This window comes from Paenibacillus sp. FSL R10-2796 (genome assembly GCF_037965315.1).
Classification (GTDB): domain Bacteria; phylum Bacillota; class Bacilli; order Paenibacillales; family Paenibacillaceae; genus Paenibacillus_AQ; species Paenibacillus_AQ odorifer.
In genome coordinates this window covers 3,958,761-3,981,432 of sequence record NZ_CP150178.1, presented here as the reverse complement: position 1 = coordinate 3,981,432, position 22,672 = coordinate 3,958,761, and the positions used below count along the sequence as shown (strand labels likewise).

The following is a 22,672-nucleotide window of genomic DNA, read 5'->3' as shown; positions in this document are numbered from 1 at the left end:
CATGTACGAAGCCGCTAGCGGACACAGATGACCCTAAACGCGGGAATACGTCCTTTTTGGACTGCTATCGGACCGCATAGTCTTTATTGGCATGAAAAGGGCTATATATGCACCGCTTGCGGGAGAATAGCAGCACTGGAGTCCGCAAACTTGCTCCAACGGCAATAAATTCGCCAATAGATTCAGCTGGGTCCGTAGTCAAGACTATTAGTCGGACTCGCCGTATATGGGATATGGTTTCAGTGTCGGCTGTGGGAGACTATATATTTTACACATAAAATTCATTAGTTAAAGAGTGTAGGACATACCTATCTTAAACGGGATGTAGTAACTTGTGCGCACAAGATATTATGATTACGTAGGGGGCTGATCTTCACTCTTTTTCTATCCTGCGGGATAAATCCAGAGGTTACATTATGATAGGGCAGTATAGTCACTACTAGAATGGAAGGAAGGATGACAACATGGGAATGCGTGGATATTACTTTGCTATGGATGACAACCTAGTGCAACAAATTGTTACAGGCGACATTGCATTGAATAGCTTGAAAATAGACGATTATCCCGGACTGGACATTGATAGATCCTGGGAGGCGATTCACTACTTGCTTTGTGGAGTTATTTCCGATGGAGATGCCCCTCTTAGTTATGTTGTTCCGCTGACATCAGACAAAGGCATCGATTTTGGCTCATTCGGGGCGTTTTCCTTACGTGCCAAGCAAGTTGCAGAAGCGCATCAGGTTATTTCTGAGCTGGATGAAGCGCAGCTCCGCTTGCGGTATGATTTCCCGGCCATGGTTAAGGAAGAAGTATATCCTCTTGAACCTGATATTGTTTCAGACGAGGATAAGGATGCGTTCTTTGCCTACCTGCTACAGCATTTTAACGAAATCCGGCGCTTCTACAGCCAAACTGTAGCCGAGGGCAAAGGTCTCATCTTTTATATTTTCTGATTCTAACCAAAAGACGACACACGTCTCCTGATTCCATTGAGCGAGATAAAAAATAGAACCTTGGACTGATGAAGATTATGACGATTTGAGAAATAATGACCAATTACGGGAAACGGTAGGTTCAATTAATCAATGAGACGAAGAGGGGGAAACAAAAATGAAGACGATCAAGTGTATGATGGACCACCTTTACTGGGCGGACGCACGAATCTTAGAAGCGCTCGAGGAGAGTGAGATGAAGAACAAGGACCTTCTGAAGCTGGTTCGGCATGTCGCGGTTGCGGAACGAGTCTGGCTGTCCCGATTGCAGGGCAAGGGTAGTGCGCAATATTCGTTGTGGGAGGAAGCAGAGGACCTGACGGCGATCCGAACGATGTTCGAAGAAAACGCCGAGCAATATCGTGTGTATATCGAAGGGCTCGAGGAATCTGATTTGGACGTGAGGGTCGATTATGCGAACCAGAACGGAGTCCCGTTCCAAACGTCCGTCCGGGATATCTTGTCGCAGGTCATTTTACATGGGCAATATCACCGGGGACAGATCAACCGGGCACTTCGGATGGAATTGGCAGAACCTGTCCAAGTCGATTACATCACGTTCGCCAGACTCTAACAGGGCCTAATCATCACCATTACCCGGAATGAGATGGGCATTGAACTCCTCCGAAATGATTTAGTTTACTCATGCAGGCTCATGAATTCGTAGGATTTTACCTTTAGCTAAATGTGAGATAAGAAGGAAATTGAAGAGGCGGTGGCTTGGAACAACTGTAAGGGCATGTGATTTTCACTCCCATGTCTCAACGGGTCCGAGCCCTTTTGTTTAATGCCTCCCGAACTCCATGCTTCTTGTCCATCCTGCGAATGCATGACACGCTTAAGCTGCTTGCGGAAATAACTTTGACAGAACGATAGGGTTATACACCGACCACTAAATGCAAAGGGGAAATCTGAGATTCAATATGTATTCCTTAACGATCCAAACGAAATAGTGGTACCGTTTCATGATGAGATTCCGAAATAGTAGGACCAAAACGTTTGAATTGTCATCTCTTTTCCGCAAGTAGAATCAAGCAATGCAAATTCCATTACTCTACAATGACTATAGAGTGGTTGAAACGAGGTGAACAGACCAATTGTACGAGTGGCACAAGCAAATCCAAATAATCGTTAATGAAATTGACGAGTGTATTAAGAATCGTAACAGTGAAGCAATAACGCTACGATTCCTTTCTCACAAGTTAGGTTATTCCGAATTTCATACTACGAGAAAATTTAAGGAAATATCGGGAATGCAATTTAGGGATTATCTACGGCATAGAAAATTAGCCTTTGCACTAAAAGAGGTTCGGGATAGTGAAAAGAGCATTTTGGATATTGCTTTTGATTATGGTTTTTCATCACATGAAGCTTTTACCAGGGCTTTCAAGGGAACATATGGTGTAACTCCAAGTGAATACCGGAAAAAGCCTATGCCTGTCGCCCTTCGTACAAAAATAAACTCTTTCGACCGCTACTTTTTCGGATTTGGAGAGATTGGTATGATGAAATCTACAGATGATCTTAACATTTATTTTGTAACCATTCCCACTCACAAATTTTTGCACATTAAAAACTATGAGAGTAATGGGTATTGGGATTTTTGGCAAAAGCAAAGTCTTATTACAGGACAGGACTGCGAAACAATTTGCGGCTTACTCGATAGTATCAAGGGCAAATTGGATGACGATGGCGGGAGTGAATCTAACGGTGGCAGCGGTCAGATTATGGCTTACATTAATGACCCGGATGGCAGACTCTGCGATTGGGGTATTCCACGTACAGAGTGTTTTGGTGTACGTCTTCCTTTTGATTATAAAGGTGAAGTACCTCCACAAATGCTTATGATTGATGTTCTCGAAGCCGAGTATATTGTTTTTGAACATGGGCCATTCAATTATGAGCAGGAAAATCGTAGTGTAGAGGAAAAGATGGAAAGGGCTATGGCAACTTTTAATTTTGCAGACACTGGTTACTGCTTTGATACTTCCCCTGGGAGAATCATTTACGTTTATCACGATCCGGAGTGGTTTTTGAAGTATATCAGGCCAGTAGTGAAGTTGACCTCCAAGCTAATCGAAACAGATTAAGCAGGTAAGTAAAAGGTTGGTGCTATGTGCTGATGAAGAAAATAAGCAGACTGGAGTGTAGTCTCCGCATTCATATCGTCGTATGATTAGTTAGATTATCTGCTTTAGAAGCAATATAAGTTTAAAGGTCTTTATTGTTGTTTGAATTATTGACAGATAGATCTGGAAACGCCGTTCAGAGAACTGCCGGTTGGTGCGAGGCAGCGGATATCCGAATCCAAAAATCACCTCAGAGCAGTCCCCCGAATTATAGTAGATGGGACCGGGATTCTACCGTTACAAAGAAGCATCGTTGTTGGACGATGGCAAAGAGGGCGTTTATTATAAACGTCAATCAGGGTGGTAACGCGGAGCAACTCCGTCCCTAATGGGATGGGTTTTTTTGCGTCTTCATTAATTAATTATTAAATTGGCAGGCGAAAAATCAACAAACTGTAAGAAGAACGATTAGTTCGGAAAATCCGGAAAAACTTTGACCAGATGAAAGGGGGATATTGCAATGCAATTCAAGTTGTATACGGATGTGCATGAGTTTTACAATGATACCTATGGTATGCTGATGCGTCATGAAGCACAAAATTTGATTCCTCTTGGCAATATCATAATTGGGCATGAAGGAAAAGACAAAACAGACTGGCGTGACCCTGTAAATTGGCTTATGGTAACGATTTCGGATGCTAGGGGCATACAACTTACCGCCATAATGACACCGCCACACAATATTACGCTTTATGCAACAGACAACATAATTAACCCAGAAGCTATAAACTGTCTGATAGATGGGCTGAAAGACCGTGAAATTCCAGGTGTGATGACCGAAAAAACCTTGGCAGAGTATTTTGCCAAAGAATATACCTTGCGCAAGGGAATAACCTTTAAAACAATGATGACCCAACGTATATATGAACTTACGGCAGTAAACCCAGACATTCAAAAGGTTGGTATCGTTCGATTGCATACTGGGCTGAAGCATTTTATGCAGCGGGGAGTTATGGTAAAACAGAAATGTCCATCCCGCAAGATGCAGACCCTTACCTCTACCGAATAGCATCGAAAAAACTATATATTTTAGAGGACAACGGGATACCCGTTTCTATGGCAGGATATACAAGGGAGATGCAGACGGCTATTGGCGTGGCATTTGTATATACCCCTCCATATGAGCGCGGAAAGGGTTACGCAACTTCAATTGTGGCGCAAATAAGCCAACTTGCATTGGATAAAAGGTTTACTAGATGCGTCTTATATACCGACTTAGCAAATCCCACATCTAATAGTATCTATCAAAAGATAGGCTATATGCCAATCTGTGATTCGCTTCAGTTAAAATTTGAATACTAGAATGATGCGGACAGAACTTCTACTACTTTTGGAAATAAGAGCAGAATATTCACTGCGGATTGAAGATCTTGAAGGTCGATTGATCGAGCTTTGGGAGGAATATAGAGTTACAACCAAATCCAACTGTATAACTCCAGGGTTGACGAGGTATAAAAAAATGAGTTGACACAAAAGTAGTTAGGAACCATACTACATATATGAACAACAATAATAAAAAAATAAACGACATTGAGGCTATTCCCTCGCTTGTACAATCCAAGCGTCAGATTGATCGCTATAACCTAGACATAGACGCACAGGCTATACTCGTCGCGTCTAGGCTAATGGCAGCGGGAGCCATGCTTGGACACGCCTCGGAGATTCATTTCTCTAGATTCGGTTTATCAACAGGGCGTTATCGTTTATTGGCAGATCTTGAAGATAACGAAGGAGAAGAGTTGCCTTCGCAATTAGCGGAGCATCTAGGAGTTACACGTGCTACAGTGACTGGTCTTATCGACATTCTTGAACGAGATGGGCTAGTATCTCGGCGATTAAGCTCAGACGATGGCCGTCAGAAATCAGTCGTTTTAACGGAAGAAGGAGCGAAGAAGCTTCGTGAAATGGCTCCTGAGCATTTCGCTCGGCTGGAAGCAATGGTGGGGTTGCTCAACATCGAAGAACGGAGCGTATTTCTCGACTTGCTAGGTCGAGTTACACAAGGCATTTCAGCACTTACGGGCGAATTAGGCTCGAAACCAAAGGGGAAACATCAGTAATGAGTAGAATTGGGCTAGTGAAGCTAGCCTATTTTTACTCTTATATAGTTAGGTGCCTAATTATAGTTCGCTGAAATCAATCGTTGAACTATTTCAAAGAAGAAGGGAGCAAGTAAATGAACCAGATGAAAAACCCGAATCAGACAGATGATGTTTACAGCATCAAGGCTGTTGGTTCCAAGAAAAAGACTTTTGTACTATGGCGTGAAGTTGTAATGGCCTATGCTGCTCCTGCCATTATGGCAGGTATCGGGGGATTGGTTACTGCAGATAGGGGGCTTCAAATAGCGGCATTGACCACTATTGGCGGTGCATCCGCCTTGATGGCCTTGATGATTGGACTTTTGTTGCATAGTCGAGTGGGCCATTTGCGATGGGTCATCGGTGCACCTCACTTGGTTGTGGTAGGGGTATTCGCAATGGCCGGGTCCTCATTTGGGCTATACGCTGCATGGGTGACATCTGTTGTAGTAGAAATTATGATTCCGAGTAATCACTTGGTCTGGGTAAATCGTGTCTGGATCGATTTCCCGTTGTCTGGATTCATAGCGAGCACGATAGTGACATGGCGGTGGCGACTTGCCGTCACAACTGATTTTTCATCCAAAAGGAGAAGATAAAAATGATAGTTATTATGGGAGCAACAGGTACGATTGGAAGTGCGCTTTTGGAACGTTTGGTTGATCTTGGTGTACCTGTCAGGGCGCTGAGCAGAGAGCCAGAGAAGTTGCGTGATCAAATCGGAGAAAAAAGCCGATCAATTATCGAGGTCGCTTTTGTGGATGCTTCTGACCCTACATCGGTGCGCCGCGCGTTTACAGGTGCTAGCCAGCTCTTCCTTGCCATGTCCAACAGTCCAAGACAAATCGAATTGGAAACCTCAATCATTCAGATTGCCACCGAATCTGGAATCAAACATATCGTAAAAATATCCAGTCCAGCCTTTGAGCATAGCGCTCCAGTGGCAGTGGCGGGCTGGCATCAAGAAATTGAGAACACGTTGAGGGTATCGGGTATCACCCATACCGTATTGCGCCCTTATGCGTTCATGCAAAATTTAATGCGCTTTGCACCAACGATCACAACCCAAAATGTTTTCTTCGGCTCTATGGGCGTTTCACCGTGTAACTTTATTGACTGTCGCGATATTGCAGACGTTGCCGCAGAAGTTCTGACCAACGACAAGGTATCAGGCCATATATATACGCTTACTGGTTCGGAGATTTTCAGTTATCCCCAGATCGCGAGTCGACTATCTGCCCTGCTTAATCGGCCGATAAGTTACATCAACATGGACCCTCAAGTACTACTCCGTAATCTTATTGAGCATGGGAATCTGCCTCTTTGGCTCGCGAACCACGTTGTGGAAATTCAAACCATGTCTAGGATGGTGCCAGAAAGTCCAAATGACACTGTGAAGCGTTTACTCGGCAGAGATCCACGCACACTAGACGCCTTTCTACATGAGTGTGTAGATAATTTCCGGTAGAGGCAGAGTCCACCTATTCTGATATTTGTATCGATAACAGTATTTTATTCCGATTCCCATATCTAAATGGTTCAGAGTGTATCCCAAAGGTCATAAAATGACTGCCGGGATGCACTCTTTTTATTATGTCCTAAGGAACTCAACTCATAGAACTAGTTCTTCTATAGCATTTATATCAGCATTACAAGAAATAAGCTAAAATTCGTCAATAAGTTAGTGTTATTTACGAAATAACACTAAAAAAGCTAATAAAAAATTAACGAAAAATTCATATTATAAGATTAAGTTATATTAATAATAACTAGTTATGCTAACTAACGTAACATTTTTTCTTGACAATCTTTGTGGAAAATTTTAGAATGTAAGCGATTACCCTTAGTTTCCTGAGTGATATTCAAAAGAAGATATTCGTAAGTTCACCAACAAACATCGGAGTTTAAATTTAGGGGGGCAAAGCATGAAAAGGTGAAGGATAACATCATAGATAACAAGATAATAAAATGTTAGTTTTTTTGTTTCAAGACTATGTATGAGGGGGTTCACTTGAGGATGAAAAAAAAGAACGCGTTCTTAGCTCTACTTCTGTCATTTTCTTTGTTATCTGTGACTGCTTGCAGTAATTCCTCTAATAGTGCCAATGAGAACGGTAAAAATGCTGCAGGTAATAGCAATACTTCGGTAAAAGCAACCAGTGATGTGGGTCAAACGGCAGTTAAGAATGAGGGCGCTTCTGATCTTGAAATTAAAGCGGGAAGTTCGGTAACCGTTTTCAATCCAAAGATCCCGACGCTCGATCCTACACAATGGCAAGGACAAATTCTGGTAGGGCAAGGAACTTTGCTCGAAGGGCTTTATGGCTACAATCAGGATAATGAAATCGTTCCGAAAATTGCGACAGGTTATACCGTTTCCGATGACAAAAAAACTTGGACATTTACCCTCCGTAAAGATGCCAAATGGTCAAACGGCGATCCAGTAACCGCCCATGATTTTTATTTTTCTTATATGTATCAATTGGATCCAGCTAACACAACCGCACAACTTTGGCTAAGCGTACTTAATTTTGTGAAGAACGGATATGCATACCATGCCGGATCTGTAAGTAAAGAAGAAGTTGGTCTAAAAGTAGTTGATGATTACACGCTGGAAATTACGACCACGCTGCCTCACGCTATTCTGGGGGATATGGTTCTTTCCGGGTCGATGCCTATGAATCCTAAAGCGGTCGAAGCGAACCCTGGTAAGTGGTTTGAACCGGGGAATTTTGTGAGCAATGGCCCTTACATGGTTAAATCTTTTACACCTAACGGTGAACTCGTCATGGTGAGCAATCCGAATTATGTAGGTGCAGCCGGCCAGCTTAATCACGGCAATGTAGAGACCATCCATGTTCTTCCGGCGACAACCGTGCCGGTGGAGGATTATATGTCCGGCCATGCAGATGTCGTTCTAATCCAAAGCGCGTCTGATTTACAATACGTGAAGAAAACGGAGGAGCTAAAGTCCCAGCTGTATACTGCAGCGACTTATGCGATCAAATATTTGCTCTGGAGCAACCCGACAACGGAATCTCCATATGACAAAAAAGAGGTGCGCCAGGCTATCGCCAAAGCGATCCAGCGTAAACCGATCGTAGAATCGGTGCTGAACGGCATGGGCGGGGCGACCAATATCTTTGCTTCACCAGGTTGGCCAACGGAAAAACTGGAGCAAGGACTTCCGGAAGATCTCGAGGCAGCCAAACAATTATTGAAGGATGCTGGTTATGAAGGCGGTAAAGGTCTGCCAACCCTATCGTTGTATGTTGGGGTCAAGCAAGTAGATGCTCAGGGTGAACAAATCGCTTTGGCGTTAGGTCAATTACTGCAACAAAATCTTGGTATCAAAACAGAGCTAGTTCAGCTCAATGAGGCGCAGTTTAACGCTTATCAGTACAGCGGACCTCAGGGCGATGCAAAACCAGGCTTTATTCTGGCGTCGGGCGCAACCAACTGGAGTGAACCAGGAAGTTTGGACATGGGTGCTACGCAGCAACTATATTCCATAGGAACACTGGATGCCCCGCTAGAAGCTACGAAACAATTCGTGGATTGGACCAAGGAAACTTATTATAAACCGGCTATTGAAAAATATGGGGATCCGGATAATAAGAACGCCGGTGTAGAATGGAGCGACTGGGCAGCATTAGAAAAAGCTGCTAAAGAGGATATCGCCTTTTTGGATAAATGGACAGCAGAGCAGCCTGCAGATTGGCAGCCTTATTTGAAACAACCGGGGCTTCCAACGGCCGCTGAACAATGGCAACAGATTGTAGACCTTTGGAAAAATGCTAAAAATAACGATGAAAAACATGCCGCCTTTGTAACCGCTTGGACCTTCGTAGCACCAAACGCGCCAGGTGGCAAGTTGAATCAAAATGCACTTGATGTACAGGTATATTACAACAGTTATCAATCTGATACCTTAAGAGATTTGAGAATGTGGCAAGCGCAATTCGTAAATGCGCTGACCGTCGAAGACGCTGCTCCTATCGCGGCTAAGGTAGTTAATAACCTGCTCGAAGAAGCTTATGCTGTTCCGTTGTATTATCAACAGCAATACTTCTTGGTAAAACCCGGCATTACAGGAGTGCAATCAAATCCTTGGGCATGGGGCAACTTCTATGGGCTACATCTTTTATCTGTAGAATAATCCTAAATGGGTTGAATAATTACCAATCGCGGGCGCCAATTATGGTGCCCGTGAATCGGTAAAGGAGGTTCGAATTTGACCATATTGAAATTTATTTCAAAGCGCATTTTACAAATTATTATCACTTTAATCTTGGTCATTTCAGTTAGCTATACCATGATGTATTATTCACCTGGCGGTTTCATGAATACGAATACCATGGCTACGGCACTGGCTCCGCTGCAAGGGCAAAACCCTGTTCTCTATCAACAAGTCATGGACCAGTTTCAAAGCCGGTATGGTTTGAATTTACCGCTGTGGCAACAAATCATGAAGTATATATGGCATCAATTAACCTTCGATTTCGGTAATTCGATGCAGAACCCGTCTTTGCAAATTGCGACTCAACTGAAGCAGGCTTTGCCGATCAGTACACTTTTGGCCTTTGGATCTGTTGTTCTTTCGGTAATTATCGGGGTTCCGCTTGGCATTATTGCAGCACTCAAACGTAACACTTGGATTGATTATGTGGTAAGCACCATCTCATTGACGGGTCAGGCCATTCCGGCATTTGTTCTCGCGGTGATTATGGTTTTGTTATTTGGTGTTGTGTTTCAAGGAATTCTGCCTGTAACGGGATGGGGTCACTGGAGGCAAGCAATTTTGCCGATTATTTGTTTATCTGCGGCGAATGTCGGTGTTGTTGCCAGATATATGCGGGGCAGTCTGATCGAAACCATGAGGTCGGATTTTATGCGAACCGCAAAAGCTAAGGGTGTCAAATATTGGCCGATGATTTTTAAGCATGGTGTCAAAAACTCGCTGACTGCGATGATAACCGTCATCGGACCTCAATTTGCTTTTACAGTGATGGGCACGATCTGGGTGGAGCAAATTTTCGCCATTCCAGCGCTTGGTCAGGTGATGCAGACGGCATTTACCAGTTTCGACTATCCGCTCGCCATCACATCTGTATTTCTGCTGGGATCCATGATTATGATTATGAATTTACTCGTTGACATTATTTATGCCTTTATTGATCCGCGTGTCAGATTATAAGCGGCACAGACTATACGAACCTAGGAGGGGGAGCAATTGGCTGGCACAGTTGCAGCAACTCAATCGGATGTAGCTTTGAAGAGAAAAAAGAATCTTCAGAGATCCCAGTTTTATCAAGGTTGGAAGCGATTTAAAAGACATCGTCTTGCCGTTATTGGTTTGGTCTGGGTTATCCTTTTTTTGATCGCGGGGATCATTGGACCTTGGGTGGCCCCATATGACTATCGCACGGGAGATTTTTTGGCTATCAATCAAGGGCCGACCTGGCAGCATATTTTTGGTACGGATAATGTGGGGCATGACATGTTCAGCCAGATTCTGTTCAGTGTTCGAAGCGCTCTGATTATTGCTTTTGGCGCGACTTTGGTCAGCTTCATTATCGGGATCATATTGGGCTTGTGGGCCGGATTGCGCGGCGGAATCGCCGATATGATTATTATGCGTGCTGTGGATTTTATGATGACCTTGCCGGGATTTTTGTTCGCCTTGATATTAGTCATTATGCTGGGACGTGGGTATTTATCTTTGATTCTAGCAATTGGAATTCCGGGTTGGGCGGGGTATGCACGCTTGATCCGAAGTCTGGTCCTAAGTATGCGGGACGGGGAGATGGTGGAAGCGGCAAGAGCGTTAGGCGCATCTCAGGCGCATATTGCCAGACAGTATATGTTGCCGAATGTTATCGGCAGTATGGGTGTCTCTCTCGCCTTCGGGATTCCCGGTGATCTCATCCAGATTGCAGGCTTAAGTATTTTTGGCATGGGGCTTCGGCCGCCAATCCCTTCATTTGGGAGTATGATTGCTCAAGCCAGTGAGAATATTCTCGGCTTTCCATGGCTGCTGTATTTTCCGGCAGGTATCTTTGCAATAACCTTGCTTTCGTTTCTGTTTGTAGCAGACGGTCTCCAGGAAGCATTCAGTCCGAAAGGAGGCAATTAATATGGGTGAACCGCTACTTTCTATTGATGACCTTCATGTGAAGTTCTCCCGCAGTGAAGATGAAGTTTATGCCGTAAACGGCGTCAGTTTTTCGATCAATGAAAATGAATCCTTGGGGATTGTTGGTGAAAGTGGCTCCGGTAAGTCAGTTACATTGATGTCATCAATTGGGCTCATCCGTGAAAATGGAAAAATAACATCGGGGACAGCTCAGTTTAATGGTAAGGACTTACTTAAAATGCGTCCCAAACAATTAGAAGATATTCGTGGACGTGACATCGGCGTTGTTTTTCAAGATCCGATGACCAGCTTGAACCCGATCATGCGTATCGGGGATCAAATAATGGAAGCCATGCTGACACATCAATATGCAAACCGGAAGGAAGCTTTTGACCGCACCATTCAGCTCTTGCATGAAATGGGGATTCCGGATCCTAAATCACGATTTAAAAGTTATCCTCACGAATTTTCCGGGGGGATGCGCCAACGTATCATGATTGCTATTGCTTTGGCATGTGAACCGCAATTATTGATTGCCGATGAGCCAACAACCGCGCTTGATGTCACTGTGCAGATGCAGATTCTTGCACTATTGCAGGATTTGCGCAGAAAACATGGGATGAGCGTAGTGATGGTAACGCATGATTTTGGCCTTGCGACCAACTTTTGTGACAAAATCATCGTGATGTACGGGGGCCAAATCATGGAGAAAGCCACTACGGACAAGTTCATAAGTGAGGCGGCGCATCCCTATTCACTTGGATTGAAACGCTCCATTATCGAAGTGGGCCACAAGGGAAAAGAAATAATGCCTATTCCAAAGACGGCAAAGACACTTACACAGACATTGACCGGCTGCCCATTTGCCGATCGTTGCTTCTATACAACTGAACGGTGTCAGAATGAAGTTCCCAAGCTTCGTGATTTTAGCACCGATCATCAGATCGCCTGCCATCATGCTGAGGAGGTCGCTTCCTATGCCCAATAATCCGCTCTTGCGCGTAGAAAATGTCTCGAAAACTTTTCGGGTACAAGGAAAAAAGCTGCATGCCATCGAGAATGTTTCTTTTACCCTGGAAGCGGGGAAAACACTGGGGCTTGTTGGGGAAAGTGGCTCAGGAAAATCAACCTTAGGGCGAATGGTTCTGCGTCTACTCGAATCTGACAAAGGAAAAATATTTTTTGAGGACGTGGAGCTCTCAAAGGCAAATAAAGAGAAGCTGCGGGCGATGCGCCGGGATATGCAAATTATTTTCCAGGATCCCAAGGCGAGCCTCAGTCCGAGAATGACGGTAGGAGACGCTATTGAAGATGCAATGGCTATCCACAAAATCGGAACTAAAGTAAGCCGGCATGAGCGTGTGATCGAACTACTTGAGCGGGTCGGTTTGCCTTCTGAAGTCCAATACGCTTATCCGCATGAACTGTCAGGGGGACAATTGCAGCGGGTTGGGATTGCCAGAGCGTTGTCACTGAATCCCAAATTGCTCATTTGTGATGAACCGGTGTCCGCATTGGATGTATCTATTCAGGTTCAAGTCATTCAACTACTAAAGGATTTGCAGAAGGAGTTTAACCTGACTTATATCTTTATTTCGCATAATTTGGCAGTAGTGGAGTATTTGAGTGATGATATCGCGGTTCTTTATTTAGGAGAGGTGGTTGAGCAAGCTCCGGCGGATGAATTGTTCAAGAAACCTACGCATCCTTACACGCAGGTCCTGCTAAATTCGATTTTGAAGATTCCGGATAGTGTGGAGCAGAAGCAGCAGATGGTATCGATTCAAGGCGAGGTGCCATCACCGCTTAATCCACCAAGTGGTTGCACTTTTCATCCGCGGTGTTCTTATGCCTCGGATGTATGTATGGCTGTCAAGCCTGAACGGAAAATCGTGTCAGAAGGCCATAGTGCCGTGTGTCATTTGGTAGAATAAGCAGTGGCTTAATTAAGTAATCAGCAGATGACTTCTGTTTATCACAGAAGTCATCTTTTTTAATTCATACACACAAAAAAGCCCTGTAAGAAGGTCACTTTTTTCAAAGTGAACAGCTTATAGGGCGCAGTTTAAAGACTGATTACTGCTTGGCAATCGCTGCTGCTAACCCTTCATAGGAAGAATCCTGAAGCAGCACTCCGTTCACCATAAATTTAGGAGTACCGTTGACTCCGTAGGAACCAGCGATCTTAAAGTCTTCTTTTACATCGAACATGTAGGTATGATTCTTGAGATCTGTTTCAAATTGGGCGTAATCAATGCCCTCGATGTTATTCTTAACGAATTTTAAAATGAATTTCTGAGTGGCCCAAATTTCGCTCTCATCGCCTTGATTAGCGTACAGCTTATGAAGGTATTCCCAGAACTTCTCGTTGCTTTGCTTGTAGATGGCTTCGCCGGCGCTAGCGGCAAGATAAGAGTCCCGGTCCAAAAATGCAAAGTTCATGAAGAAAAGTTCCACTTTTCCGGTATCTACGTAGTCTTTAATAAAAGTATCCAGATACTTTTCAGTCCACATTTTGCAGGCGGGACATTTGAAATCTGCGAATTCGATAACTTTAACTTTGGCATCAGGACTTCCAAGATGAGGTTGCTTCTCATATTTCAGCCCATCAACAACAATGCTTCCCTTTACGTCGGTGTAGTTGGGTAGATCTGCTGTATCATCAGTCTTATTGCTTAAGATGAAAACAATTACAGCGAGAAGGATTACAACAACGACACCTAATATCATGGGAAGCAAAGGTCTTTTGGTCTGAGATTGTTTAGCTGACACTTTCTTATTCATATCTCACCTCCTAGACAATATAGGAATACTATAAAAATAGTATAATCATCCAGTAGGTAGTGAAGATATGTCATTTGTAACAATGCTACGTAACGTTGTAGCTAGTTATTAGTTTTTGAATTTAGCGGCTGAGCGAATGACAGGGGGCACCTCGTGGATGGACGAAATAGTCATCACGGCTTGCTGCATCTCTTGCTCCAGCTCGATAAGGTTATAGCTCCATTCATTTTGCTGCTTCAGGTAAATACTGTTGATGCCTGCGGTAACTGCGGGAAGTACATCTGTACGTAACGAGTTGCCAATCATCCAGGTACGTTTGCGGTCAAAGCTTTGGGTAGCCAAAATATTTTCAAGCGCCTCAACATTTTTATGCTTCCGAATATAGATACGATCGTCAAAATAAGCATCCAGCTTCATTTGTTCAATTTTACGTTGCTGAATGGTGTCGTCCCCGCCAGTATACAAGAATAAATGGTGACCCTCTTGCTTCAGCGTATCGAGTGTTTCAACCATGCCAGGGTAAGCTTCAATTTCTTGGTCATAGACGCTTAGGCCGAGCTTGTGTAATTGCTGCTCTTGAAAGCGATCTGTCGGACGGTTATATTTGGCGCAGAAATAACGGTAGGTGGCGATTAAGGATTTGGGAAAGTTGTCGCTGGCCAGGCCACTTGTGTTGACGGTATCAACATCAATTTCTATTTGCTTGCTGCGTAATTCACTGGTGCTTGGACCAAATTCATTAAACCAATCAGTCATGAGCTCGAAATATTGCCCTAAAATTAAATCGAAATATTTGTTGCAATGAACCAGCGTATCATCTAGATCGAAAATTACTTGTTGAGTTGTGTATTTCATATCTCTCACTCCTTGGATCTGTATCTGTATAGTGTTCTATAGGTGAATATAAGATTCTAGAAACATTTGAAGCTCAGAAGCGCCGTCTGGACGGATACTGAAGCGCTCGTCTTGTTCCCCGCGAAGATGGATACGGAGTAAACCGGCTACGCGTAGGATCATTAGGTGATGCATAAGCATTTCTCTGGATTGATTTAGATCGGACTGCATCTCCCATAGAGATTTGGGTTCATGGGCGACATACCGAAGCAATCGGAGTCTGGTTGGATCTGACAGTGCCTTGGTCATGCGCAATAGCACCATCGGTGGTTCATTTTCATCTTCCAATGGCACATCTACAGGATACTGTACAATCACCATAGTTTTGTAGAAGCAGTAGGTGTTAATTGGTCGATTATGAACGGTAGGCAATAATACTATAGTCTTAAGATCCCGTATATCCTCGAAAACTACACCACCGGATGCATATTCAATTAAAGAAATAGGGTCCATTTTGCTTTCCAGCATTTTTTTCTCAGAGGCATCTTCAATTAATAACGGTAAAATCTTGTGTTCTACATGACGAAAATATTGCTCATACCAGAGTCTAAGAAGCGGACTATAGCTGCTCTTGATCCGGGAAGCTTCATCTATGGTGAAATCATGAATTAACGGTGCGATCTGCTGATAACACTCTTCTATAGAAGCTGAATCCAGATCATCCAGGAAATGCAGCACTGATGTTGCGGGCCCTCGGCTGTAAACCCAAGCATATAACACATCATAATCTGTAAATGGCCACTCGGCAGCTTGCATGAGAGCTGTTACTTTATGAGGAGTAATGCGATCTTCCACATCACTAACCCAGTGGGGACCGAGGTCTAAATTGGAGATCCATTTTCTGGTTACATATATCATAAAACTGTCCAACAGTTCATAAACCGGCGATACGTCGATTTTTAATTCGTAATCCATGTAACATGCACCCCCAGAAATCCGTAACTTCTCATATTATCTCTTGTTTTGAAGAGGGTTGTCCACTATAATGTTCGGTGTTTGCCAATTGGCGTTAGATCACATCATTGTTTTTATTATAGGGGGATATCATCCGTGTCAGACCGGCTTAAAGTATCTATACGAAGTAATAGCAAAATGACTTTCATGATTCTTATTACCGCTACTATAGCCGCAGGGCTTAGCCAAGGGCTGTTGCTGCCCATTCTATCCATTCTTTTGGAGCAAAAAGGAGTCTCCTCGTCACTGAACGGATTGAATGCTGCTGCACTATACATAGGATCATTTGGGATGACCTTGATTGCTGAACGTGTTCTTGGAGCGGTTGGATTTAAAAAATTGATAGCTGGTGGGATTAGTTTAGTCTTAGTAAGCTTGCTCATGTTTCCCTTTTTTACAGGGATCAAGGTATGGTTTGTATTGCGTCTGCTTGTGGGTGTGGGCGATGCTGCGATTAATTACGGGGCCCAGCTTTGGGTTCTGCTTATGACACCTGCCGAGCATCGCGGACGTAATCTTTCACTATATGGCATGTCCTATGGTCTGGGTTTTAGCTTAGGACCACTTGGGATAAGTCTGCTGCGTTATGGACAGGCCGTGCCTTTTATTGTTCTCGCATTTCTATTTTTGTTAGTCTTAATCCTTGTGACTACAATTCTGCCGGATTCCCGGCCAGATAAAGCGGAGAGTGGTGAAAGCCAGGTTCGCCGTTTCGGTCGTTGTTACAGCTTAGCCTGGTTCGCTTTAATTCCAGCCCTTTTATATGGCTTTATGGAAGCCAGCTTAAATAGCAGCTTTCCGGTATATGGTCTGCGTATCGGTTACAGCACAGATCAAATTGCAGCGTTATTGCCTTTTGCGGGGATTGGAGGACTGCTTCTGCAGTTTCCATTAGGTCTGTGGAGCGACCGGTTTGGCCGCAAGCGGGTACTGATTATTGCCGGGATCGGAGGCGGGATCGCCTTTGCGATGTTGCCGCTGGCAGGTGATCATTTTACATTGACAATGGTGCTTCTGATGATCGCAGGAGGACTAGTGGGCTCCTTTTTCTCATTAGGGCTAAGTCTGGCCGCGGATATTTTGCCACGACATCTACTGCCTGCTGCTAATGTGGTTGCTTCTTTCCATTTTAGTATTGGCAGTATTATCGGCCCCGGCATTGGTGGTTTGATGCTGCAAGTGGGCTTAAGCGGCGGTATTTTTGCCCTGATGGGTGGTTTATATATCGTGTTCGGCTTGCTTGGGTTATTATTCTCGCCACAACCTAGAAATTGAGGTAAGATAAGAACGAGTGCTCGCATGGAAATTGAACTCACATTCAGAGTACACTATAGATTATAGATGAAGACAGGGAGAGGCTGAACTATGATCACAGTTGAACACTTAGCCAAGGCAGTTGGGGAAGACAAAAATCCGGTCCTGCAGGATATAGGATTTCAATTAGAGCCGGGTGAGCTCGTAGCCATACTTGGAGCGAGTGGGAGCGGTAAGACCACTTTATTACGCTGTTTAGCGCTGCGAGAGAAGTGGGACAGAGGGAATTTTAGAGTGGACGGTACGGATATTATGGCGAGTGCCTTTTCCGGAAAAAGAAAAATTCGCCGGGAGTGGGCTTACCTGGAGCAGAATGCAGAGCTCAATCCTAACCGCACAGCGCTGAAAAACGTGCTGATCGGCCAGTCCGCACAGACGCCAATGTGGCGTATGGTTACAGGGATGGTTCGTTCAGATGATTATATGGGTGCGATGGATGAATTAGATGCCCTTGGACTTCTAGACAAAGCGAAGATGAAGACTAGCCAGCTAAGCGGTGGAGAACGTCAGCGTGTAGCGATTGCTAGAGCATTAACTCATGGTGCCAAAGTAATTCTAGCGGATGAACCGGTTACGGGTCTGGACCCCAAATCGGCAGAAAGTGTATTGGAAACTTTGCGCAGACTGTGTAAAGAGACGGGTCTTACCGTAGTGACGGTGCTGCCTATTGAACTGGCTGAACGTTTCGCTTCACGTATATGGGTACTAGAAGATGGACGAATTAAGCATGATATAAAGGGACGTAGATTAACGTCTCAGGAACGCGCAAATTTGTAAAGTTCGGACACGGATAAGGAAAAGAGTGATGAGGTTGAGTATAAAAAGTCTTAGGTGCCTGGCAGCTGCAACACTGTCGTTATCCGTACTTTCGGGTTGTACTTTCATCAGTGATCCTGTTTCGAAGATGAAGGCTCCGCAGCTGTCTGCTGACAAAGCAACACTTATGGCTGCTATTAATTCACATATTCCAGCGGGTACGGAGTTGATCCGCCCGGTTAATGATGAGAGCTCAATTTTCACAGAGGATCTCAATAACGATGGAATTATGGAGTCGTTGGTGTTCTATAGAACGCCAAGCGAAGCTGTAGAGATTCACGGGATGATCTTAGAGAAGCAAGGAGATGCCTGGGTCAAAAAGCTTGTTTTTGATGGGGATGGAACTATGCTGGAGTCCGTCGATCTGAAAGATATGACAGGTGACGGGAAGCTGAACATCATTACAGGTTATTCACGCGGGGAAGAAAAAGGCCTCGTCGTGTATAGCTATTCCAGCGGATCATTGGAAGAAGTGCTTTCACTTCCTTACACCAAATATATGCTTGATGATCTTAACAAGGATGGAATTGAAGACATCACCGTTGTTTATTTTAAAAGAAATGAATTTGCAACCATTTCGATCTATCAGTACAATGATGGCTTTAAGGTACTCGATAAGATTGAGGATATCGATCCGTATTTTTTTAATTATTACAATATTGTCGCAGGAAAGATTGCCAAGGATAAAGAAGGAATCGTATTGGACGCTTCGGTGGATTTCCAATCCGCCTACAGTTTAATTGTTCTTATGGAGCATAACAAGCTGCGTGTGGTTTTGCCAGGTGATACGAGGACTTACAAAGATCGTCTGATTGCAAGCGAAGATATCGATCATGATGGCATTATTGAAGTTGGATTGCTTGAAGCGCCAAAAGGATGGGAGTATTTCGACCCCGCAGATATTCCTTATTTCACCTCCTATTATAAATGGGATGGAAAAGATGGTCTAACCTTTGCAGTCCAGCTATATCGTGATCCATCGGATCGCTTTACTATTAATTTTGATCCAGAGCTGCATGGAAAGGTAAGTATTGATACGAAATCTGTTCTGGATAAAAACCTTAAGTTCATCATGACTGATACCGGAGAGACTTTTGCTGAGGTTTCCTTCTTTTCTCCTTCGGAATGGGATAAGGCTAAGAATGAAGGCTGGGAGCTGCTTGGACGGGATTTAGATAAAGTCATCGGCTACCGTGGTGAGCTAGAACAAAGTACAACTAAAGAAGGAAGCAATAAGATTGCCTCCCCTATTGAAAGGAAGGGAATAGATGAGTAAAGTTCTGATATTGGAAGATGAAGAGTCCATTCGCAGTTTCATAGTCATTAATTTGAAGCGTAATGGTTTCGAAGTGCTGGAGGCTGCTGACGGGAATGAAGCATTGCATAAATTAACCACTATACCTGATATTGATATTGCGTTATTGGATGTTATGGTTCCCGGCATTGATGGATTTGAAGTTTGTAGACGGATTAGGGAGACTAATGAACGCTTGGGAATTATTTTTCTTACCGCCAAGGTTCAGGAGCAGGATAAAGTTTACGCTTTGTCCGTAGGTGCAGATGATCATGTTAGTAAGCCATTTAGCCCAACGGAGCTAATTGCGCGTATTCAATCTTTGCTGCGCCGTGTAAATGTGCATCGTGAACAGTCGGCCAAGGTTTCTTTTCATTCGGGGCCTTTCAGCTTGGATCTTATTACCAAACAATTCAAACGTGATAATGTAGCCATTGAACTGACGCCCACGGAGTTCTCTCTGATTCAATTCTTTCTTGAAAAAGAAAACACTCCACTTAGCCGCGATCTTCTGTTGGATCATGTGTGGGGCAAGGAGTATATGGGTGATCCCAAAATTGTAGATGTAAATATCCGGCGCTTACGCCAGAAGATTGAGAACAATCCTTCGGAGCCGGAATTTTTGCAGACTGTATGGGGGCACGGATATAGATGGAAAGGCCAAGGACAATGATTAAGAAGGGGATGCGCAGACAGATTGTTCTGCACTACATTCTTGTAGTTTTTTTGGCGCTTCTCCTCGTAGAAGTTATCTTCCTGCTGGCCATCAGAACATATTATTATGACAGTGTATACAGCAAGATTAAAAATCACATTTCTGTTTCAGAGTCGTTTTTTCAAAAGAACATGATACCCAGCGATAATAGCATCTATCTGCTACAAGAAGTACTGGAGAGGTTCTCATTGAGCAAGACGGAGCTGGAAATCTTATCGCTAAATGGGGATATCATCACTAGTTCCACTGGCTTTCAGCCGGATCGGACCATTACGACCAGTGATGTACCAGAAGCCGTTGGCGGCAGCGTTGGGCGCTGGGTAGGGCGTCAGGCAGGCACGAATGAGAGCGTGATGGCGGTTTCCAAAATGCTGCAGATTCATGGACAGGATAAGTATGTCCTAAGGTATATTACTTCACTAGAAGAAATCAATAATGATTTGCTTAATCTAACTTTATTGTCCACTGCTATTGCTGCAGCTGTTATGGCTGTAGTTGTTGGGTTTAGCTTCGGACTGGCCAACTCGATTGTGAAGCCGCTGAATAATATTACGGCAGTTTCAGCTCAGATGGCGAAGGGGAGATTCAACGTACGGATTAAGGGAGACTATAAATTTGAGATTGGTGATTTGGCTTCAACGCTGAATTATATGGCTCAGGAAATTGTACGCAGTAATCAGATTAAGGATGATTTTATCTCGTCCATTTCTCACGAGCTGCGGACACCTCTTACAAGTATCAAGGGCTGGAGTGAAACCTTGGTATCCGGCGGGTATGATCCGGAGGAGACAAAACTTGGAGTCAGCATCATTTCCAAAGAAAGTGAACGCCTGATTGGGCTGGTGGAAGAAATTCTCGACTTTTCTAAGCTACAGCAGAACCAGATGAAGCTGTCGATTGGGGTTGTAGATGTAAAGGTGCTGCTACAAGAGACGATACTGAATGTTTGGGCTAAAGCGGAAAAGAAACGAATACATCTGTTGCTGGAATGTGAAGATGCGATCTTTGTTAAAGGGGATGCCAATCGGCTAAAACAGGTATTCTTAAACTTGGTAGACAATGCAGTGAAGTTCTCACATGAAGATTCCAGTATTGAACTGTCAGCAAAGAGACTGTCTGCTACAGAAACAGCGATTATGGTACGAGACAGCGGGATAGGGATTAGTGAAGCACATATATCCAGAGTGAAGGACCGTTTCTTTCAAGTGGATGCACTTAATGGAGGAACAGGCTTGGGGTTAGCGATTTCACAGCAACTTGTAGAACTTCATAATGGGACACTTGATATGGTAAGTGAGCTTGGAAAAGGAACGGAAGTTACCGTCATCTTGCCTCTTACAGAACCACAGCCGGAAGTTATCACAGAAGAGGTAACTCAAGTGACAGCTACCTTTCCTGAATTAGATGATTGGGAGGCCTAACGTGAGATGGGGGTAACGAAGAATTCGATCCGTATAGTTCGTGGAGAGCCAGATCGGGTTAGCGACATCTTGAGGCTACTGCAAGAAGCGGCGGGGTGGATGGAGCTTAATGGAATTAAGCAATGGACACCCGGACAATTTACCGAGACCGATATAGCAGGATATTTTGCTGACAGACATGTTTATTTAGCCCTTGACGATGGGACTGTAGTTGGCATGTTCACGTTGCAATTCAGTGATCCACAGTACTGGGGCAGTAAAAATGATGAGTCCTACGCTTATTTGCACCGATTGGCTGTGAAAGACTCCCACCGCGGCCGAGGACTCGGACAGCAAATGCTTAAATATGCAGTAGTTCTAGCCAAAGATCTAGGCTGTAAGAGCCTTAGGTTTGACACTGTGGCACATAACATTAAGCTCAATCGTTATTATCAGAGCATGGGTTTTCACTACATGGGCACTAACGATATGGGAATTGGTCGTTTAGTGAACTTATATGAACATTTTGAGGAAGGTGCTGAGTCAGACCGTCTGACTCTCAGATTTATATCAGAATCTGATTTTGAACACTTAAAGCGCTGGAGTGTTTCTCCAGAGTATCTGAAGCAGTGGGCAGGACCTTCGCTAACTTATCCTTTAGAGGATGAGCAGCTTGTTAAATACTTAAAGGATGCTAATCATCCAGGCTTATCCGATCGTCTTATCTTCTGTGCAATTCAAGAAGCTACGCAGCAGGTAGTGGGCCATATTAGCTTTTCAGCCATTGACCGGGTTAATCGTTCTGCACGTATCGGCAGGGTAGTAGTAGATCCTGAGTTTCAAGGTAAAGGCATTGGCAAACGTATGATGCAAGAAATGCTTCGAATCGGATTTGATGGTCTGGACCTGCATCGTCTGTCTCTGGGTGCTTTCGATTTCAATACGGCTGCCCTGAAAGCTTATGAAGCTGTTGGCTTTAAGCGGGAGGGTGTTCAACGTGAGTCTGCTTTATTCGGTGAGCAATATGTAGATTGTGTGGAAATGAGCATATTAGACAGAGAATGGACGGCTAGCCGTAATTCATAAAATCACTAATTCTTTACAACCGAAGGGGCTGTTGCTCTGGTCATGATCGACCAGGACAACAGCCCCTTTTTATATAA

Annotated in this window: 22 protein-coding genes; 19 read left to right on the top strand and 3 right to left on the bottom strand. The window is 44.1% G+C overall.

Going from position 1 to position 22,672, the window contains the following annotated elements; all coding sequences use genetic code 11:
* Positions 1-464: 464 nt before the first annotated feature.
* From NST58_RS18020 to NST58_RS17960, 13 genes are all read left to right on the top strand, one after another.
* Complete coding sequence (locus tag NST58_RS18020) at positions 465-953, top strand: YfbM family protein (protein WP_076130031.1); 489 nt, start codon at positions 465-467, stop codon at positions 951-953.
* 157 nt (positions 954-1,110) lie between these two features.
* Positions 1,111-1,566: a DinB family protein gene (locus tag NST58_RS18015; RefSeq protein ID WP_076304099.1), complete on the top strand. Its 456-nt coding sequence runs from the start codon at positions 1,111-1,113 to the stop codon at positions 1,564-1,566.
* A 523-nt stretch (positions 1,567-2,089) separates the two neighbouring features.
* Complete coding sequence (locus tag NST58_RS18010) at positions 2,090-3,082, top strand: helix-turn-helix transcriptional regulator (protein WP_339243696.1); 993 nt, start codon at positions 2,090-2,092, stop codon at positions 3,080-3,082.
* A gap of 499 nt (positions 3,083-3,581) precedes the next feature.
* The gene (locus NST58_RS18005) at positions 3,582-4,130 is read left to right on the top strand and encodes a hypothetical protein (protein ID WP_339243694.1); all 549 of its coding nucleotides are present in this window, start codon (positions 3,582-3,584) and stop codon (positions 4,128-4,130) included.
* A complete protein-coding gene (locus NST58_RS18000; RefSeq protein WP_339243693.1) occupies positions 4,088-4,423 on the top strand; it encodes a GNAT family N-acetyltransferase in 336 nt (111 codons plus the stop codon). The genes NST58_RS18005 and NST58_RS18000 overlap by 43 nt, the downstream gene beginning before the upstream one ends.
* Positions 4,424-4,620: 197 nt before the next feature.
* Entirely contained in the window at positions 4,621-5,181 is a 561-nt protein-coding gene (locus NST58_RS17995) for a MarR family transcriptional regulator (protein WP_076279322.1), read from the top strand.
* A 116-nt stretch (positions 5,182-5,297) separates the two neighbouring features.
* Positions 5,298-5,801: a hypothetical protein gene (locus tag NST58_RS17990; protein WP_179089435.1), complete on the top strand. Its 504-nt coding sequence runs from the start codon at positions 5,298-5,300 to the stop codon at positions 5,799-5,801.
* Between the two features lie 2 nt (positions 5,802-5,803).
* Entirely contained in the window at positions 5,804-6,670 is an 867-nt protein-coding gene (locus NST58_RS17985) for an SDR family oxidoreductase (protein ID WP_339187274.1), read from the top strand.
* Positions 6,671-7,219: 549 nt separating this feature from the next.
* The gene (locus tag NST58_RS17980; RefSeq protein ID WP_076130036.1) at positions 7,220-9,361 is read left to right on the top strand and encodes a peptide ABC transporter substrate-binding protein; all 2,142 of its coding nucleotides are present in this window, start codon (positions 7,220-7,222) and stop codon (positions 9,359-9,361) included.
* Positions 9,362-9,436: 75 nt separating this feature from the next.
* Positions 9,437-10,399: an ABC transporter permease gene (locus NST58_RS17975; protein WP_036687660.1), complete on the top strand. Its 963-nt coding sequence runs from the start codon at positions 9,437-9,439 to the stop codon at positions 10,397-10,399.
* A gap of 36 nt (positions 10,400-10,435) precedes the next feature.
* Complete coding sequence (locus NST58_RS17970; RefSeq protein ID WP_081387748.1) at positions 10,436-11,338, top strand: ABC transporter permease; 903 nt, start codon at positions 10,436-10,438, stop codon at positions 11,336-11,338.
* A gap of 1 nt (position 11,339) precedes the next feature.
* Positions 11,340-12,326, top strand: coding sequence for an ABC transporter ATP-binding protein (locus NST58_RS17965; RefSeq protein ID WP_076281726.1), 987 nt, complete (start codon positions 11,340-11,342; stop codon positions 12,324-12,326).
* The gene (locus NST58_RS17960) at positions 12,316-13,272 is read left to right on the top strand and encodes an ABC transporter ATP-binding protein (RefSeq protein ID WP_076184417.1); all 957 of its coding nucleotides are present in this window, start codon (positions 12,316-12,318) and stop codon (positions 13,270-13,272) included. The genes NST58_RS17965 and NST58_RS17960 overlap by 11 nt, the downstream gene beginning before the upstream one ends.
* Positions 13,273-13,414: 142 nt before the next feature.
* On the opposite strand, the gene NST58_RS17955 is transcribed toward NST58_RS17960, so the two are convergent.
* The 3 genes from NST58_RS17955 to NST58_RS17945 all read right to left on the bottom strand — a co-directional run bounded on the left by NST58_RS17955 (position 13,415) and on the right by NST58_RS17945 (position 15,931).
* Positions 13,415-14,122, bottom strand: coding sequence for a thioredoxin domain-containing protein (locus tag NST58_RS17955; RefSeq protein ID WP_339243690.1), 708 nt, complete (start codon positions 14,120-14,122; stop codon positions 13,415-13,417).
* A 108-nt stretch (positions 14,123-14,230) separates the two neighbouring features.
* The gene (locus tag NST58_RS17950) at positions 14,231-14,977 is read right to left on the bottom strand and encodes an HAD hydrolase-like protein (protein ID WP_076098782.1); all 747 of its coding nucleotides are present in this window, start codon (positions 14,975-14,977) and stop codon (positions 14,231-14,233) included.
* 36 nt (positions 14,978-15,013) lie between these two features.
* A complete protein-coding gene (locus NST58_RS17945; protein WP_036687649.1) occupies positions 15,014-15,931 on the bottom strand; it encodes a helix-turn-helix domain-containing protein in 918 nt (305 codons plus the stop codon).
* A 159-nt stretch (positions 15,932-16,090) separates the two neighbouring features.
* Between NST58_RS17945 and NST58_RS17940 the strand changes: the two genes are divergently transcribed.
* From NST58_RS17940 to NST58_RS17915, 6 genes are all read left to right on the top strand, one after another.
* On the top strand, positions 16,091-17,245 hold the full coding sequence (locus tag NST58_RS17940) for an MFS transporter (RefSeq protein ID WP_339248783.1): 1,155 nt from the start codon (positions 16,091-16,093) through the stop codon (positions 17,243-17,245).
* A gap of 90 nt (positions 17,246-17,335) precedes the next feature.
* A complete protein-coding gene (locus NST58_RS17935; RefSeq protein WP_036687647.1) occupies positions 17,336-18,061 on the top strand; it encodes an ATP-binding cassette domain-containing protein in 726 nt (241 codons plus the stop codon).
* A 34-nt stretch (positions 18,062-18,095) separates the two neighbouring features.
* Positions 18,096-19,376: a hypothetical protein gene (locus NST58_RS17930; RefSeq protein WP_248548717.1), complete on the top strand. Its 1,281-nt coding sequence runs from the start codon at positions 18,096-18,098 to the stop codon at positions 19,374-19,376.
* Positions 19,369-20,067, top strand: a complete 699-nt coding sequence (locus tag NST58_RS17925; protein ID WP_036687642.1) for a response regulator transcription factor — start codon at positions 19,369-19,371, stop codon at positions 20,065-20,067. Before NST58_RS17930 ends, NST58_RS17925 begins: the two co-directional genes overlap by 8 nt.
* Positions 20,064-21,530, top strand: coding sequence for a HAMP domain-containing sensor histidine kinase (locus NST58_RS17920; RefSeq protein WP_175618929.1), 1,467 nt, complete (start codon positions 20,064-20,066; stop codon positions 21,528-21,530). Before NST58_RS17925 ends, NST58_RS17920 begins: the two co-directional genes overlap by 4 nt.
* Before the next feature lie 6 nt (positions 21,531-21,536).
* The gene (locus NST58_RS17915) at positions 21,537-22,595 is read left to right on the top strand and encodes a GNAT family N-acetyltransferase (protein WP_339243688.1); all 1,059 of its coding nucleotides are present in this window, start codon (positions 21,537-21,539) and stop codon (positions 22,593-22,595) included.
* Positions 22,596-22,672: the final 77 nt, after the last annotated feature.